The 13,822-nt window shown below is 50.6% G+C and carries 11 protein-coding genes; 6 read left to right on the top strand and 5 right to left on the bottom strand.

What is annotated here, in order from left to right; all coding sequences use genetic code 11:
• Window positions 1-32 precede the first annotated feature (32 nt).
• A complete protein-coding gene (locus tag IC230_RS10085; RefSeq protein ID WP_191038864.1) occupies window positions 33-692 on the top strand; it encodes a Rossmann-fold NAD(P)-binding domain-containing protein in 660 nt (219 codons plus the stop codon).
• 8 nt (window positions 693-700) lie between these two features.
• Here IC230_RS10085 and IC230_RS10080 read toward each other — a convergent pair whose 3' ends face one another.
• On the bottom strand, window positions 701-1,504 hold the full coding sequence (locus IC230_RS10080; protein WP_223860575.1) for a hypothetical protein: 804 nt from the start codon (window positions 1,502-1,504) through the stop codon (window positions 701-703).
• Window positions 1,505-1,565: 61 nt separating this feature from the next.
• Here IC230_RS10080 and IC230_RS10075 point away from each other — a divergent pair, with 61 nt between their 5' ends.
• The 4 genes from IC230_RS10075 to IC230_RS10060 all read left to right on the top strand — a co-directional run bounded on the left by IC230_RS10075 (window position 1,566) and on the right by IC230_RS10060 (window position 6,256).
• Window positions 1,566-2,288 (top strand): pseudouridine synthase, encoded by a 723-nt coding sequence (locus IC230_RS10075; RefSeq protein ID WP_191038863.1) that lies wholly within the window; start codon window positions 1,566-1,568, stop codon window positions 2,286-2,288.
• 326 nt (window positions 2,289-2,614) lie between these two features.
• Window positions 2,615-3,370 (top strand): SAM-dependent methyltransferase, encoded by a 756-nt coding sequence (locus IC230_RS10070; protein ID WP_191038862.1) that lies wholly within the window; start codon window positions 2,615-2,617, stop codon window positions 3,368-3,370.
• 64 nt (window positions 3,371-3,434) lie between these two features.
• Entirely contained in the window at window positions 3,435-4,955 is a 1,521-nt protein-coding gene (locus tag IC230_RS10065; RefSeq protein WP_191038861.1) for a Gfo/Idh/MocA family protein, read from the top strand.
• A 137-nt stretch (window positions 4,956-5,092) separates the two neighbouring features.
• Entirely contained in the window at window positions 5,093-6,256 is a 1,164-nt protein-coding gene (locus IC230_RS10060; protein ID WP_191038860.1) for a PQQ-dependent sugar dehydrogenase, read from the top strand.
• Window positions 6,257-6,433: 177 nt separating this feature from the next.
• On the opposite strand, the gene IC230_RS10055 is transcribed toward IC230_RS10060, so the two are convergent.
• The 3 genes from IC230_RS10055 to treF all read right to left on the bottom strand — a co-directional run bounded on the left by IC230_RS10055 (window position 6,434) and on the right by treF (window position 10,604).
• Window positions 6,434-8,083 carry a glycerol-3-phosphate dehydrogenase/oxidase gene (locus IC230_RS10055; RefSeq protein ID WP_191038859.1) on the bottom strand — a complete coding sequence of 550 codons (1,650 nt, stop codon included), beginning with the start codon at window positions 8,081-8,083 and terminating at the stop codon, window positions 6,434-6,436.
• Between the two features lie 105 nt (window positions 8,084-8,188).
• Window positions 8,189-8,803, bottom strand: a complete 615-nt coding sequence (locus IC230_RS10050) for a hypothetical protein (RefSeq protein WP_191038858.1) — start codon at window positions 8,801-8,803, stop codon at window positions 8,189-8,191.
• Between the two features lie 262 nt (window positions 8,804-9,065).
• Window positions 9,066-10,604, bottom strand: coding sequence for an alpha,alpha-trehalase TreF (gene treF / locus IC230_RS10045; RefSeq protein WP_191038857.1), 1,539 nt, complete (start codon window positions 10,602-10,604; stop codon window positions 9,066-9,068).
• Between the two features lie 165 nt (window positions 10,605-10,769).
• Between treF and IC230_RS10040 the strand changes: the two genes are divergently transcribed.
• A complete protein-coding gene (locus IC230_RS10040; RefSeq protein ID WP_191038856.1) occupies window positions 10,770-12,035 on the top strand; it encodes an MFS transporter in 1,266 nt (421 codons plus the stop codon).
• Between the two features lie 38 nt (window positions 12,036-12,073).
• On the opposite strand, the gene IC230_RS10035 is transcribed toward IC230_RS10040, so the two are convergent.
• Window positions 12,074-13,663 (bottom strand): N-acyl-D-amino-acid deacylase family protein, encoded by a 1,590-nt coding sequence (locus IC230_RS10035; protein WP_191038855.1) that lies wholly within the window; start codon window positions 13,661-13,663, stop codon window positions 12,074-12,076.
• Between the last annotated feature and the right edge of the window lie 159 nt (window positions 13,664-13,822).

Here is a 13,822-nt window from a genome sequence, read left to right as displayed (position 1 = left end):
TTTCGTTATCACTCTCCGTCAATTCATTACTCATGAAAATCAAAGCAATCATAACCGGCGCTACCGGCATGGTGGGCGAAGGCGTCCTGCTCGAATGCCTGAATCATCCCGATGTGGAGCAAGTGCTGGTCATTAACCGCAAGCCCGGTGGCGTATCGCATCCCAAATTAACGGAAATCATCCACAAAGACTTCTTTAATCTAACCCCCATCGAACATCAACTGACTGGGTATAATGCCTGTTATTTCTGTCTGGGTGTATCCTCCGTTGGCATCAGCAAGGAGGATTATAAACACCTGACATACGACCTTACTATGAACGTAGCGACAATGCTGGCAAAACTCAATCCGGAAATGACGTTTTGCTACGTTACGGGAGCGGGTACCGATAGCAGCGAACAGGGGAGCCTCGCCTGGGCGCGCGTAAAAGGCGCTACCGAAAATGCCTTGATGCGCCTGTTCAAAAACGCCTACATGTTCCGACCCGGCTTTATGAAAGCGGTACCTGGTCAGAAAAATGTGAAGAGTTATTACAAGTTGCTTGCCTGGCTTTACCCCATCGGTCGAGCCCTTTACCCGGCCGGTTTCTGTACGTTGCAGGAAGTGGGTCAGGCAATGATTAAAACCGTTACGAAAGGCTACGAAAAGCAAATTCTGGAAGTGAAGGATATTGTTGATCTGGCGAAACGGTAAAGCCTCGCTTAGTCGATAACTGAGACAATGACGTAGTTATCGTTGCGCGTAATGCCATACAACACCTGTTTGTTTTTGATACTACGATCGATGGCAAAAGCCTGGCCTTCGCTGAGGGTTGGAATGGTTTTTACGTACTGAAGCGTATGACCTCGTTCGGGTAGTTTCAGGACGTACAGCTCCGGTTTGTCGTGGCCCGTGCAGTAAATGAGCCCGTCTGATCCCCAGGTGCCCCCCGACGTACTGTACGAAGCAAACGCCTGCAATACGTTCGCAGGAAACGCCCAGGACTCAAGCTGCTGCCAGTTTTCGGTAAACTTGACCAGCGTCGTCCAGCGATTATCGCGACCTTCGGCCATGGCCTTGTTTGAGTAATTGGCAAACGCCACCCACCAGTATCCCTGGTAAAAGTCAGCCCAGGTTACGGAACCCGGAAACAAGCCAAAACTGTGAGTACCAATGTGCGTCAGCGTTCGCGTATCGAAAATTTCGATGGAGCTAGCCATTGGTACGTCCGGATAATTAGAGTGGGTGCAATAGAGTTTTTGTCCAATGACGACACCGCTGTTCATATGTTTCAACAGCCCGGTTGTATCGTTCCAGGCTGCTATCTGCTTCCCGTCGGCTTTTGTATGTTTGGTCAGCGAATGATTGTTAATGACGTAGAAATGCGCCGGGTCGACGGCCACGCCCTGCTGAACCTGAGCCAGTTGAAACCGTCGGAGTTCGGTCGCTTTTTGAGCAAAACTCGTTAGTGAGAAAAATAGACTGGTCAGAAGACAAAGGTTCTTGACGGACTGACGAACTTGCATAGTTTTTAAGTTTGCACGATAACGGTCGTAAGTTATGTGCAGCCCGTTATTTACTCATTCCATGCAACCGCAGCCTCCGCCAATCAGTCTAGCCCAACCCCTTCCCCTACTCTATCAGTCTGCTGATTTAGTCGCGATCAACAAACCGCACGGGCTGCTTGTCCACCGGTCGCCGATTGCCAGCGACGCCAGCGAATTTGCCGTGCAATTGCTACGGGATCAGTTGGGCCAGCGCGTCTATCCCGTTCACCGATTGGACCGAAAAACAGGCGGAGTGCTTCTTTTCGCGCTTACTGAAGCCATGAACTCAACTATGCAGATTCTCTTTGCCGAAGGTAAGGTTCAAAAAACATACGTAGCGATTGTGAGAGGCTACACGCCAGATGAGCAAACAATCGATTACCCCCTCCGGCGCGATGACGGTACTATACAGTATGCCGTTACGTTCCTGAAAACGCTTCAACGAACGGAGGTTCCGCTACCATTTGGCAAACACGCTACGTCCCGTTACTCGCTGGTAGAACTCACGCCCACCACCGGACGAATGCATCAGTTACGCAAACACATGGCCCACATTCTGCACCCAATTATTGGTGACCGTCCGCACGGCTGTAACAAACAGAACAAGTTATTCAAGGATCAATTCGACATGAATACCATGCTGCTCCACGCTCAGCAGATTGAATTTACGCACCCCGTTACGTCGGAACGGATTACAATCACGGCTCCCTGGCAGGCCGAATTTGAGCGAATGATGAGAGGTTTGTTTGGAGTTGACAACTAACCAGCTACCGCTCGCTCAAAACAACTTTTCCCTCTTTTACTGCTTCCGTACTTTTACGGCTCAAAACAGATTCGCCTGTGATCTCCTTGGTTTAGGCCCAAACGGCCGGGCTGCTGATACGGTCTTTTTTCCTTCTCTTTCAGGGCCTGCTTATGCGGGCTGGCAGTTTTGTATGCTCTTCTGGCACTGTATCGGTTTGATATAAGCCATGTACGCGTGCCTCTACTTCTCTTCAGAAGAATTACGTCTTAACGTCTTTCCCTATTTCTTCAAGCTAAACGTCTGCCCAGTTAGCAGTCTTTTAGCCATTAACACTTTTTCAGACAATGAACATTACGATTAACGATAATTGGTATACTGATTTTTTCTCGGATCTGAACTGCGAAATGTGGACAAAAGCTCCTCTGGAAGCAGTGACCGAACGGGAAGTGAACTTCCTGATTGATACGTTAGCCACACAACCGGGTGCTACGTTACTCGACATCCCTTGTGGAAACGGCCGGCACGCTGTTGAGTTGGCAAAGCGGGGTTTTATGCTGACAGGCATTGATATCTCCGCTGAATTTCTTCTGGCGTTACAGCAACAAATAGCCTCTGAACAATTGCCCATCCAAGTCATTCAGGGTGATTTATTGACAACGCCAATCGGAAATTCTTTTGATGGTGCCTACTGCCTGGGCAACAGTTTTGGCTACGTCAATGCTAAGGGAATGAGCGTCTTTGTGAAGAAGGTAGCGAACGCCCTGAAGCCAGGAGCCCGGTTTGTGATAAATTCGGGGCTGGTCGCCGAGAGTATTCTGCCCAACTTTCCCCATACAGGGCACTACCTACTTGGCGATTTAATTATGGACATCCGCAATTCGTACGTGGTTGGTGACAGCTACATGGCAACGGAGATTACGTATACCAAGGCAGACCGGACTGAGGTGCATTACTTCAAGCATTACGTCTATACCCTTTCTGAAGTGAAGCGACTACTGAATAAGTATGGATTACGAACCATTGCTGTTTATAATTCGACGGAAAAGACGGATTACCAGTTGGGGGATCAGCAAATGTATCTGATAGCGGAAAAATCATAACAACAATTGGGTAAATTTCGCCTGATATTCCCTTATCAATTAATACAACTCCTATACGTTTCTCATGAACCAATCAGATAACTCAACGCCAACGTCTGGGCAAACTAACTCAGGCGCGTCCACGCAGGGCACGACGCGCCGTCAGTTTCTTCAGGCGGGCGCTTTGGCTACGGCAGGCTTCTTTATCGTACCTCGTCACGTACTCGGTGGTAAAGGTTTCATTGCTCCCAGCGATAAACTAAATATTGCAGGTGTTGGCTTTGGTGGTAAAGGCTTTAGCGATACCAACAATTCGTATAACAATGGCGCGAATAACATCGTAGCGCTTTGCGACGTCGACTGGGGTCTGCCCCGCGTTAAAGAAAATTTCGAGAAACATCCGAACGCAAAACGCTACAAAGATTTCCGGGAAATGCTCGATAAAGAAGGCAAAGCCATCGACGCCGTTACGGTTTCGACCGCCGACCATACGCACGCTGTTGTGGCAATGGCCGCTATGCAGCGCGGGAAACACGTGTACGTACAGAAACCGCTGACCCACAATATTTACGAAGCCCGGATGCTGACCGAGGCCGCCCGCAAATACAAAGTCGTTACGCAAATGGGCAATCAGGGCTCATCGAATCCGCAGCAGAAGCAAATGGTGGATTGGTTCGACAAAGGCCTGCTGGGCACTGTGCATACCGTTAACCTCTGGACCAACCGTCCCGTTTGGCCGCAGGGCATTCCCGTGCCACCGGCAGTTGAGCAGGTACCTGTCGATCTGGATTGGGATCTGTGGCTCGGTCCCGCGCAGAAAGTTGGGTATACGCCCGCTTATCACCCATTCAAATGGCGTGGCTGGTGGAATTTTGGTGCGGGCGCCCTGGGCGATATCGGTTGTCACATCATGGATACGCCGTTCCGGGTACTCGGACTCGGTTACCCAACTGAGGTTGAAACCAGCATTGGCCAGGTATTCCTGAAAGACTGGACACCCGAGTATATTCCTGAAGGTTGCCCGCCCTCATCGCATGTGGAATTAAAATTCCCGGCAACGGCTAAAAATAAGTCGGTCGTAAAAATGATCTGGGAGGATGGCGGTCTGCGTCCTTTCCGTCCGGATATGCTGCCTGAAGGTGAACCTATGCCCGAAAATGGCGAAAACGGTGTTCTTATCCACGGCGACAAAGGCTTGCTCATCTGTGGGATGTACGGCGAGGACCCGAAGCTTTACACAAAAGATGGAAAGAAAATAGTGGGTGACCCAAAACCGAAGCCTGCGGATGGTTCCAAGCCGCTACCTGAAAATGGACACCAGGTGCTGTGGACCGAAGCCTGCAAGGCAGGTTTCAATAGCAAAGAGCACAAGGCGCTTACCTCTTCGTTCGATTTCGCCGGTCCGCTTACTGAATCCGTTCTGATGGGGAACTTAGCGATTCGTAGCTATACAGTTCGCACGCCAAAAGCTGATGGAAAAGGATTTACCTACCCAGGTCGGAAGCAACTGTCATGGGATGGCAAAAACATGAAGATCACCAATTTTGACGAAGCGAATCAATTCGTGAAGCGTGAGTACCGTCAGGGCTGGTCGTTAACGGCGTAATTAAGAGATTGGATTAGAGCAGTGGTCTGTTGAAGGAATGGCTAAAGAAACAAAGCCCATTCGTTCGGCAGACCACTTTCTCATTCAACAAATCCGCTTTACATACGTTTAGATTAAAAAGAGATTAAAATCAACGTATGAAAAAGCAAACTTTATCCGTACTGAGTGCCCTAATCGTGGGTGCCAGTCTGTTTAGCAGTTGCCAGCAAGTGGCCGACCATGACACAACGCCCGCACCGATACCAGCCAACTTTCAGGTTCAAACCGTGCTGGCAGGCTATGAGATCATCTGGGGCATGGATTTTTTGCCTAACGGCGATCTGCTCTTTACCGAAAAGCGAGGACGACTCTATCGACTAACCAACGGCTCCACTACGCCCACTGAGCTGACAGGATTGCCTGGTGACATTTACACGGCGGGGCAGGGCGGCTTACTTGACTTACGGGTGCATCCGCAGTACGCCAGCAACGGCTGGATCTACGCCACCTACGCGGGCTCTACAGCGGGTACGCAGTCAGGACGCCTGAACTTGGTGCGGTTCAAAGTAGCCAACAACCAAATTACTGACTTGTCGACGATTTTTCAGACGGATGCTACGAATGCCTGGCAGGGTCACTACGGTAGTCGTATCGAGTTTGGCCCAGACAACATGTTGTACCTGAGCGTAGGCGAAGGCGGTCCGCGCACGTATGGTGGCGCTTCATCGCCTAACCAGAATGCCCAGAACGTGAACACTGGCTGGGGTAAAATTCACCGCATGACTGACAGTGGTCAGGTTCCATCCGACAATCCCATCTTACCAGGCAACACGACCCCCACGACGGTTTATGCGTATGGCAATCGGAATCCGCAGGGATTGGCCTTCAATCCGGCGACGAACCAGCTATGGTCAACGGAACACGGTCCGAAAGGCGGGGACGAGGTTAATATCATTCAGAAAGGTGCCAATTACGGGTGGCCACTGGTTTCGTACGGTGTTAATTACGACGGTACTATCATATCGGAAAGCCCCACCCGCGACGGCATTCAGGCACCTATCCACACCTGGACCCCATCTATAGGCACCAGCGGTTTGGCGTTTATCACGAGCGACAAATTCGGTAGTCTGAAAGGTAGTCTGGTGACGGGTGCGCTGGCGGAGGAATACTTGAGTATCCTGACACTCAGCAACAATCAGATCACGGGAGAAACTAAACTGCTAACAGGCCAGCGTATACGTAACGTCAAGCAGGGACCTGACGGCAACCTGTATGTATCGCTCGAAGGACCTGGCCGAATCGTTCGTGTTGTACCAAACTAAGAAATACGATAGTATTTTGTTCGACCCCTGCGGGGTCAGATGCTTATAGAACTAATAATTGCTATAAACATTTGACCCCGCAGGGGTCGAATGGCTTAATGCGAGTCGCATTGATTAAATTTTGTTGACGTCTATAGAGACCGCACTAGCGAGTGACGCCAGATTGTCTTAGCACGTCTAGGTCAATGCTTCTGTCCGTTCGTGGGTTAGGCCGGCTCGGGTCATAAACGTATTGAGCTGGTGTTGATACGCACGAATCTGCTCAACGCGATACGCATCGCTCCAGTCTAATTCAGTAGCCATCAGATCAGCCACTTGCGGAGCAAGCTGAGCCGTTAGTTGCCAGTCAGAAAGTTCGAGCCGCCACCGGCGTGCCAGTACGTCGCGGGGTGTAACGGCCATTTCTTCACGCACTTGATAAACTACTTCAGCGTTGATAAACGGCTGGCTATCGGTCAGTTTATTTGCCAGCGCGGGTTGCTGTGTTAACTGTGCTACCTGATCGGCACGATTGCCATACGTCCGCATTAAATGCTGACATACTTCGGCAGGAAGGTTGTACTGGTTTTGCAGGCGCTGCCAATCGGCATACTTGTAGTTTTCACCACCAACTAAGTAATGTGTTTCCGTACTACTTTTCGCGGACTTATTCAGCAGTTCACCCACCCAGTCGATCGCATCCTGCGCCATAACCCGGTACGTTGTCCACTTACCACCCAGCAAACTCAGCAGACCTGACGTCGTGTCATGTTCAACTTCATGATCGCGAAGCAAAGTTTTGGTATCAGCACGACTGCTAACAATCAATGGACGTATCCCGCCAAACCCAGACTGAACTTCACTACGTTCCGGCGTTTTATCCAGATAAGGCCGTACCGTTTCAAGCAGGTAATCAACTTCTGAGGGCTCCAGAACGGGCTCCTGATTTAAATCCGAATAATCGTTGTCGGTCGTTCCGACGAAAACCTTATCGCCAAACGGAATGGCAAAAACCACCCGGCCATCGGTTGTTTTCGGAATTAGGATAGCGTAGTCACTGTTTAGCGTTTCGCGAGGCAGAACAATATGAACACCTTTACTGGGACGAATGCGCTGATCCAGATCGGGGTTTGCCAGTAACCGAACGCTGTCAGCATAAGGACCCGTACAGTTTAGAAAAACGGTTGCCCGAACATCGATTGTTTCGCCCGTAAACTGGTCCTGAACTATAGCAGCGTTGATACGTCCGCTCTCTTTCCTGAAGTCTGTGACGGCTGCGTAGTTCACAACCACAGCCCCAGCTTCGTCGGCCGAGTGGGCAAGCGCTAAAGCGTAGCGAGCATCGTTGAACTGACCGTCGTAATAAAGCACCGCCGAATGCATCTGCCGGGTCAGCATTGGGCTTTTGTCGAGCGCCTGCGCTTTACTGAGCCAGCTACCTTTCGGCAATGAATCCTGCCCGGAAATCAAATCATAGAGCGTTAGCCCGATGGTCATGTACATTCCCTCGAACCAACTGAAAACAGGCGTAAGAATGGCTAACGGATGCGCCAGATGGGGAGCGTTCCGAATCACCGTCCGACGTTCGGCCAGACCATGACGAACCTGACGCAATTGTGCCAGATCAAGTTTTTTGATGGCTTGTTCCAGGTACCGGACACCCCCATGAATCAGTTTCGTTGACCGCGATGAGGTTTCGCCCGCAAAGTCTCCCCGGTCGATCAGCGCAACCCGATACCCACGGAGAGCCGCGTCTAAAGCGGCACCGGCACCACTGGCACCCGCACCAATAATACAGAGATCAAATGTTTCCTGCCGCAGCCGCTCCCGATTTTTTTGCCGATTCATGGTAGTTTACTAAAAGCTTATCAGGCTATTTAATTTCCTCAGTTCTAATCAGGTAACGGTAACAAAGGGGTAATTAGTTGCGGCAATATCTTTATTTTATCCAATTTATGACGAGAATCCCCGGCTACGACCTCCGAAAAATCCACTACGTCCACCAGACGGCCGGGTTGTCCGAACGACACGCGAGGTGCGCACGTTTTCCCGAACCTGGTTAGAACGGTTGTATACGTCTGAATTGGCATACACACCCGCTCCGTATCGCTGTTGGTCAGCACGATATTGCGGAGCCGTCGAGCGGCCGAGCATATAGCCCAACCCACCCCATAACAACACATTGGCTAATCCATTGTGATGCTGATAGCCGCCCGGATTGTTTAGGTACGTGCGGGTCGATTCGTCGGATTGAACGAGTCGTTTAGCAGCTTCGACACTCAACGTATCACGATGACCATCGTAATAGCTGACAATTGCTCCGGCTTGTCCTGGCTGGGCCTGCACTTCATCGGTAATTTTGAAGTTACCGGGTGCGGTTTCGGTAATGAATGTCCGAACGCCTTGTTTGAACGTCGTTTCAGTTCGTTCGGTCTGCTCCTCGTCGGAATTGTTGTTGCTACAACTCTGGAGCATGGCTCCTCCGTTGAGTAACGCCAGACTAAGGGCGGTACTGAAGGTAATATCTTTTACGCGCCGAAGTACGGCATGTCGGCGAAGCGGTGTCATGAGCTGATTTTAAAATGATTAGAAACGAAAGCTACGCCAGTTACGTCAATCCTACAACTAGTTGCGGATGAAAGGGCGTAGGCATCAATAAAAGCCTGGACAGACGGATTAGTGAAAGAACAAAAAGCTGACGAAAGCTAGTGTCACTCGTTCGCTAGTACTTGACTAATGTAATGGTTTGAGAAAAAGGCACCACGGGTTTTAACCCGTTCGGAAATTGTTTCCAAAAACGGGTTGAAACCCGTGGTACCGGTAATAAGAGTTAAATTGGAGCAGTATTGATCCGGTCTTTATCCATCGCCAGATAAACGCCGTTTGTCCAGCCGAAACCGTCCTGATTCGGATACTCTCCCCCACCCGTTGTCAGCGCAGCATCCACTACGTTATACTTCTCCATCATTTTACCCGTCGCCTTAAACACTTTGTCATTGAGTGCCAGCCAACGGTTACGTCCTTCGTGAGCGGTTTCCGTGAACCCGTAATTCAATAGACCCTGATACGTAATCCATTGCAAGGGAGCCCAGCCATTCGGCCAATCCCACTGCTGACCCGTATGATTGAGGGTGGTAACCCAGCCGCCTGCCTGTAAGAATTCAGCGTTAAGCTGGTCGTGAATATGGCTCGCCTGTTCAGGATTAGCTATGTTGAAAAATAGGGGAAACACGCCCGCTAAGGTTATCGCATTCGTCGGTTTTTGCGCCAGCGCATCATAATCATGAAAGAACCGGGTATTCTCATTCCAGAAAAGAGTCTGAATCAGCTCTTTCCGGGATATAGCTAATTTCTCAAAAGCCAAGGCTCGTTCCTGATCACCCGCTACGTTGTAGGCGTCTCGCAGGGTAAGTTCCAGATAGTACAACAGGCAGTTCAAATCGACAGGCACGATCTCAGCGGCCCGGATCGACGCCATCGTTTTCTGATCGACAAACCAGCGACTGCTAAAATCCCAGCCCGATTCACAAGCGGCCCGAATGTGCGTATATAACTCCTCCGGCACCACGCCCAGTGGTTCGGCGACTTCGGTTAGTTCGACTTCCTGCCGGTAAGCTTCAGGGCGTGGCGTGGGCGTATCATCCCAATATCGATTCAGTACGCTGTGATGGGGTAGCCGCACCGTTCGTTTCGTCATCGGATCATCGTTGCCAGAAGACCCTGAATCATCCATCCAGAAATCATATTCTTTCTGCAACTGCGGAAGGTATTTTGTCAACGTAGCGGTTCCCTCCATGTGAACCAGCAACCCCACCATCAGCGCGAAATACGGCGGCTGCGACCGACTCAGAAAATACGTCCGGTTACCATTTGGGATGAAGCCGAACGTATCGATCAGATAAGCGAAGTTGTCGAGCATACCATGAATCAAATCCACTCGCCCCGACTCTTTCAGGCCCAGCATAGTGAAATAACTGTCCCAATAAAAAATCTCACGAAATCGCCCGCCCGGCACGATGTACGGATGCGGCAGGGGTACGCGTGAACTACCTTCCACTGGCGGATCAGCTTGTCGGGTCAGTCGGTCCCACAGACGATTCACGTGTTCGGCGGTGTCAATTGTCCGATCACTGACGTAATCGCTCGCTACTTTTTCCGGCACGATAAAATAAGTACGGACGAACACTTCCAGATCAAAGTCGGGTTTGTCTTTTTCGGATTCGTATAGGGCTACCAGATCGGCGGGCGCCAGTTTAGGTACGCTGTCTACAAATGTTTTCGAGTCCGTAAAAACATGCCCTAACTGTACGTCATGAAACAACGTACCGAAAAGCTGGTCGGGCGATTTGGGGAAAGATGGATTTGCCAAAGGTTCAACAAAAAGGGTTTGATAGTGTAACCAAAAAAGGTCCGCTTTGTCATACGTATAGCTGACTGGAACGGCAAAAATGCAAAATGCACAAGTATAACTTGTAAAAATAATAGCGGGAAAACCGTATGTTTATCAACCTAAATCCTAAAATCATCGTATCTGATGGCCCACTGGCGTATTAAACTTTCGTTGCTTCTTAACTACTTCGTTTTCGCCATTCTGCTCAACAGCGTGGGAACGGTGATTTTACAGGTGCAGAATAATTATGGCGTTTCCGAATCATCGGCCAGTGTCCTCGAAGCGTTCAAAGACCTGAGTATCGCCATCGTATCTTTTATCGTAGCTTCTTATATAACCCGCATCGGCTACAAACGGGCCATGCTGTTTGCCCTCGGCCTGGTCACCGTAGCGTGTTTGTTAATGCCGCAGGTGCCGGCTTTCTGGACAACCAAATTACTCTTTGCAGCTGCGGGTGCGGGTTTTGCCCTGATCAAAGTGTCCGTGTTTGCTACCATTGGCCTCATCACAAACGACTCGAACGAGCACGCGGGCTTCATGAATTTCCTGGAGTCTTTCTTTATGGTTGGCGTCTTGTCGGGGTATTTTCTGTTCAGTGCTTTTGTCGATAACACCAACCTGCAATCGACCAACTGGCTGTCGGTTTACTACGTACTGGCAGCTATTGCGCTCATTGCGTTTGTATTGTTGCTCAGCACGCCTATTAACGAACGGAGTGTCCGCCACGAAGACACGAAAAACGTCATCGATGATCTTGGCGACATGCTTCGGTTGGCTGTTACGCCCGTTGTGCTGGTCTTTATCGCTACGGCTTTTGTTTACGTACTGATGGAGCAGGGCATCATGAGCTGGCTACCAACCTTCAACAGCAAAATCCTGAAGCTGCCGACTTCGCTTAGTATTGAAATGGCCAGCATTCTGGCGGCTTCAACTGCAATTGGTCGGTTCCTGGCGGGCCTGTTACTGGGACGTATCTCGTGGTACTGGCTATTGATGATCTGCCTGGTTGTATCGGGTGGACTGGTTCTGCTGGCCTTACCGCTGGCCGCTACGGTCGATGGACGGGCTGTAACGGGCTGGAGTGATGCCCCGCCAGCCGCTTTCGTTTTCCCGCTGATTGGTCTGTTCATTGCACCCATTTATCCAGCGATCAACTCCGCTATTCTGAGTAGCCTGGAGTTACGTCAGCAGGGACCGATGGCCGGTTTGATTGTGATTTTTTCAGCCTTGGGCGGCACAACAGGGTCGATTATCACGGGTAACGTGTTCGAAGCCTACGGCGGGCAAACGGCTTTCTACTTTTCGCTCATTCCGATTGGGCTATTGCTGGTGTTGATTACCGTATTCAGCCGGATGCAGAAGAAAACAGGGCATGAGGTCAAGCCCGTATCAGGCATGGCAGGGCATTAGTCAGAGGTTGGTTCGGGCGGTACGCCATCGCGCTCTTTTCACTTTCCAAACCCAGGACCCATCAGCACCTGACCTGGTCGTTGACCATTATGTTTTCCGTCTTCAACGACCGGCGTACCGTTGACCAGCACCCACGAAATGCCGGTGGTGTAGGCATGGGGCTGCTCATACGTAGCGCGATCTGCTACGGTCTTTTCGTCGAACAGAACGATGTCGGCCGCATAGCCGGGACGTAGCAAACCCCGATCAGCCAGCTTAAATCGTTGCGCGGGTAAGGACGTCATTCGTCGGATCGCTTCTTCGAGGGGGATAATGTGCCGTTCGCGTACGTAGCGGCCTAATACGCGGGCGTTGGTACCGTAGCCGCGCGGGTGTGGCATACCCGAACCAAATTTGGAGACGCCCGCATCGGAAGCAATCATTGTGTTCGGATAACGCAGAATGTTCTCGACATCCGTTTCCGACATAGTATGATAGACCATCTGTATCCGTTTCAGGCTAGCGCGTTCCATCAGGTCCATCACCAGGTCCGCTTCCGTTTCAGCCGTGCTTTTCCGACCTAATTTCTGATTGATAGCACTGATGCTCATGCCATTGAACGTCGTATCGGGTCTGTAGCTGGCGACAACGGCGTAGTCGTAATTTTTACGTAAATTTTTCTTCAGCGACTCCAGCATTTCGGTACGAATTTTCATGCGGGTTGCCGGGTCCCGGAAACGAATCAGGACCGCCGAATCGCCATCAGCCAACGCCCACGAAGGCAGGATACTTTCCAGAGACGTACTGGATGCGGTATACGGATATTGGTCAACCGTTACGTCCAACCCCTCGCGTCGGGCGGCTTCGACCAGTTCAACCGTTTCGGTGCTTTTGCCCCACAGCGGTTTACTGGCTACTTTAAAATGGGAAATTTCGACCGGGATGTGGGCTTCCCGGCTAATCTGGATAGCTTCTTCAACTGCCTGTTTAACGTTCTGCCCTTCGTTACGTATGTGCGAGGCATAAAGTCCACCATAATGCGATGCCACCTTCGCCAGATTGACCACTTCGGGCGTTCGGGCATACGTACCGGGCGTGTAAATCAGGCCCGTCGACATACCTACTGCACCGTCTTTCATAGCTTGCTCTACAAGGGCTTCCATGTCGGTCTGCTCGCGGGCAGTTGGCTCCCGAAACGCCATCTTCATGACCTTCAACCGTACGGAATTATGCCCGATCAGCGATCCCACATTGATCGACGTTTTCTGCATCCGAAGAGAATCGAAGTACGTCTTCAGGTTTGAACTCGACCCACCACAATTACCCGTTATCACTGTGGTAACGCCATCATGAATGAAATTTGGCGCACCAGGCTGCGCTTCCAGACTCCCTTCAACGTGGGCATGTACATCGATAAAACCAGGAGCAACGATGAGTCCCGTTGCGTCAATTGTCCGTTTGGCCTCCGCTGGCGGAATCGTACCTACGCGGGCGATACGTCCGTTCTGGATAGCAACGTCAGCATATACCCACGGATTACCCGTGCCATCGACTACCCGACCATTTTTAATCACCAGATCATAGGGTTGGGCATAGCTAAAAAAAGAGGTGAAAAGGCAAATAAGTAGCGCGTAGAAAGAATGGTGCATCGATAATATAGAGAGGATGGTCGAACAAGCCAATTTGCAATGAATATGCTTGTTTTCTCCGTCAAAATCAAATGCGCAACAAAAGGGAAGAGATAATACAGCTTGTGTGGTGGTGTCAGGGCCTCAGCCCTGACACCACCACACAAGCCTACGTAATTA

The sequence above is a fragment of the Spirosoma validum genome (assembly GCF_014699035.1).
GTDB lineage: Bacteria > Bacteroidota > Bacteroidia > Cytophagales > Spirosomataceae > Spirosoma > Spirosoma validum.
This window is presented reverse-complemented; position numbering and strand designations above follow the sequence as displayed.

What these genes read in the sequence shown, in the direction of transcription:
- IC230_RS10055 (WP_191038859.1), bottom strand. Translation starts at nt 8,083, where the DNA reads ATGAATCGGCAAAAAAATCGGGAGCGGCTGCGGCAGGAAACATTTGAT.
- IC230_RS10040 (WP_191038856.1), top strand. Translation starts at nt 10,770, where the DNA reads ATGGCCCACTGGCGTATTAAACTTTCGTTGCTTCTTAACTACTTCGTT.
- IC230_RS10085 (WP_191038864.1), top strand. Translation starts at nt 33, where the DNA reads ATGAAAATCAAAGCAATCATAACCGGCGCTACCGGCATGGTGGGCGAA.
- IC230_RS10070 (WP_191038862.1), top strand. Translation starts at nt 2,615, where the DNA reads ATGAACATTACGATTAACGATAATTGGTATACTGATTTTTTCTCGGAT.
- IC230_RS10060 (WP_191038860.1), top strand. Translation starts at nt 5,093, where the DNA reads ATGAAAAAGCAAACTTTATCCGTACTGAGTGCCCTAATCGTGGGTGCC.
- IC230_RS10075 (WP_191038863.1), top strand. Translation starts at nt 1,566, where the DNA reads ATGCAACCGCAGCCTCCGCCAATCAGTCTAGCCCAACCCCTTCCCCTA.
- IC230_RS10065 (WP_191038861.1), top strand. Translation starts at nt 3,435, where the DNA reads ATGAACCAATCAGATAACTCAACGCCAACGTCTGGGCAAACTAACTCA.
- IC230_RS10035 (WP_191038855.1), bottom strand. Translation starts at nt 13,663, where the DNA reads ATGCACCATTCTTTCTACGCGCTACTTATTTGCCTTTTCACCTCTTTT.
- IC230_RS10080 (WP_223860575.1), bottom strand. Translation starts at nt 1,504, where the DNA reads ATGCAAGTTCGTCAGTCCGTCAAGAACCTTTGTCTTCTGACCAGTCTA.
- IC230_RS10050 (WP_191038858.1), bottom strand. Translation starts at nt 8,803, where the DNA reads ATGACACCGCTTCGCCGACATGCCGTACTTCGGCGCGTAAAAGATATT.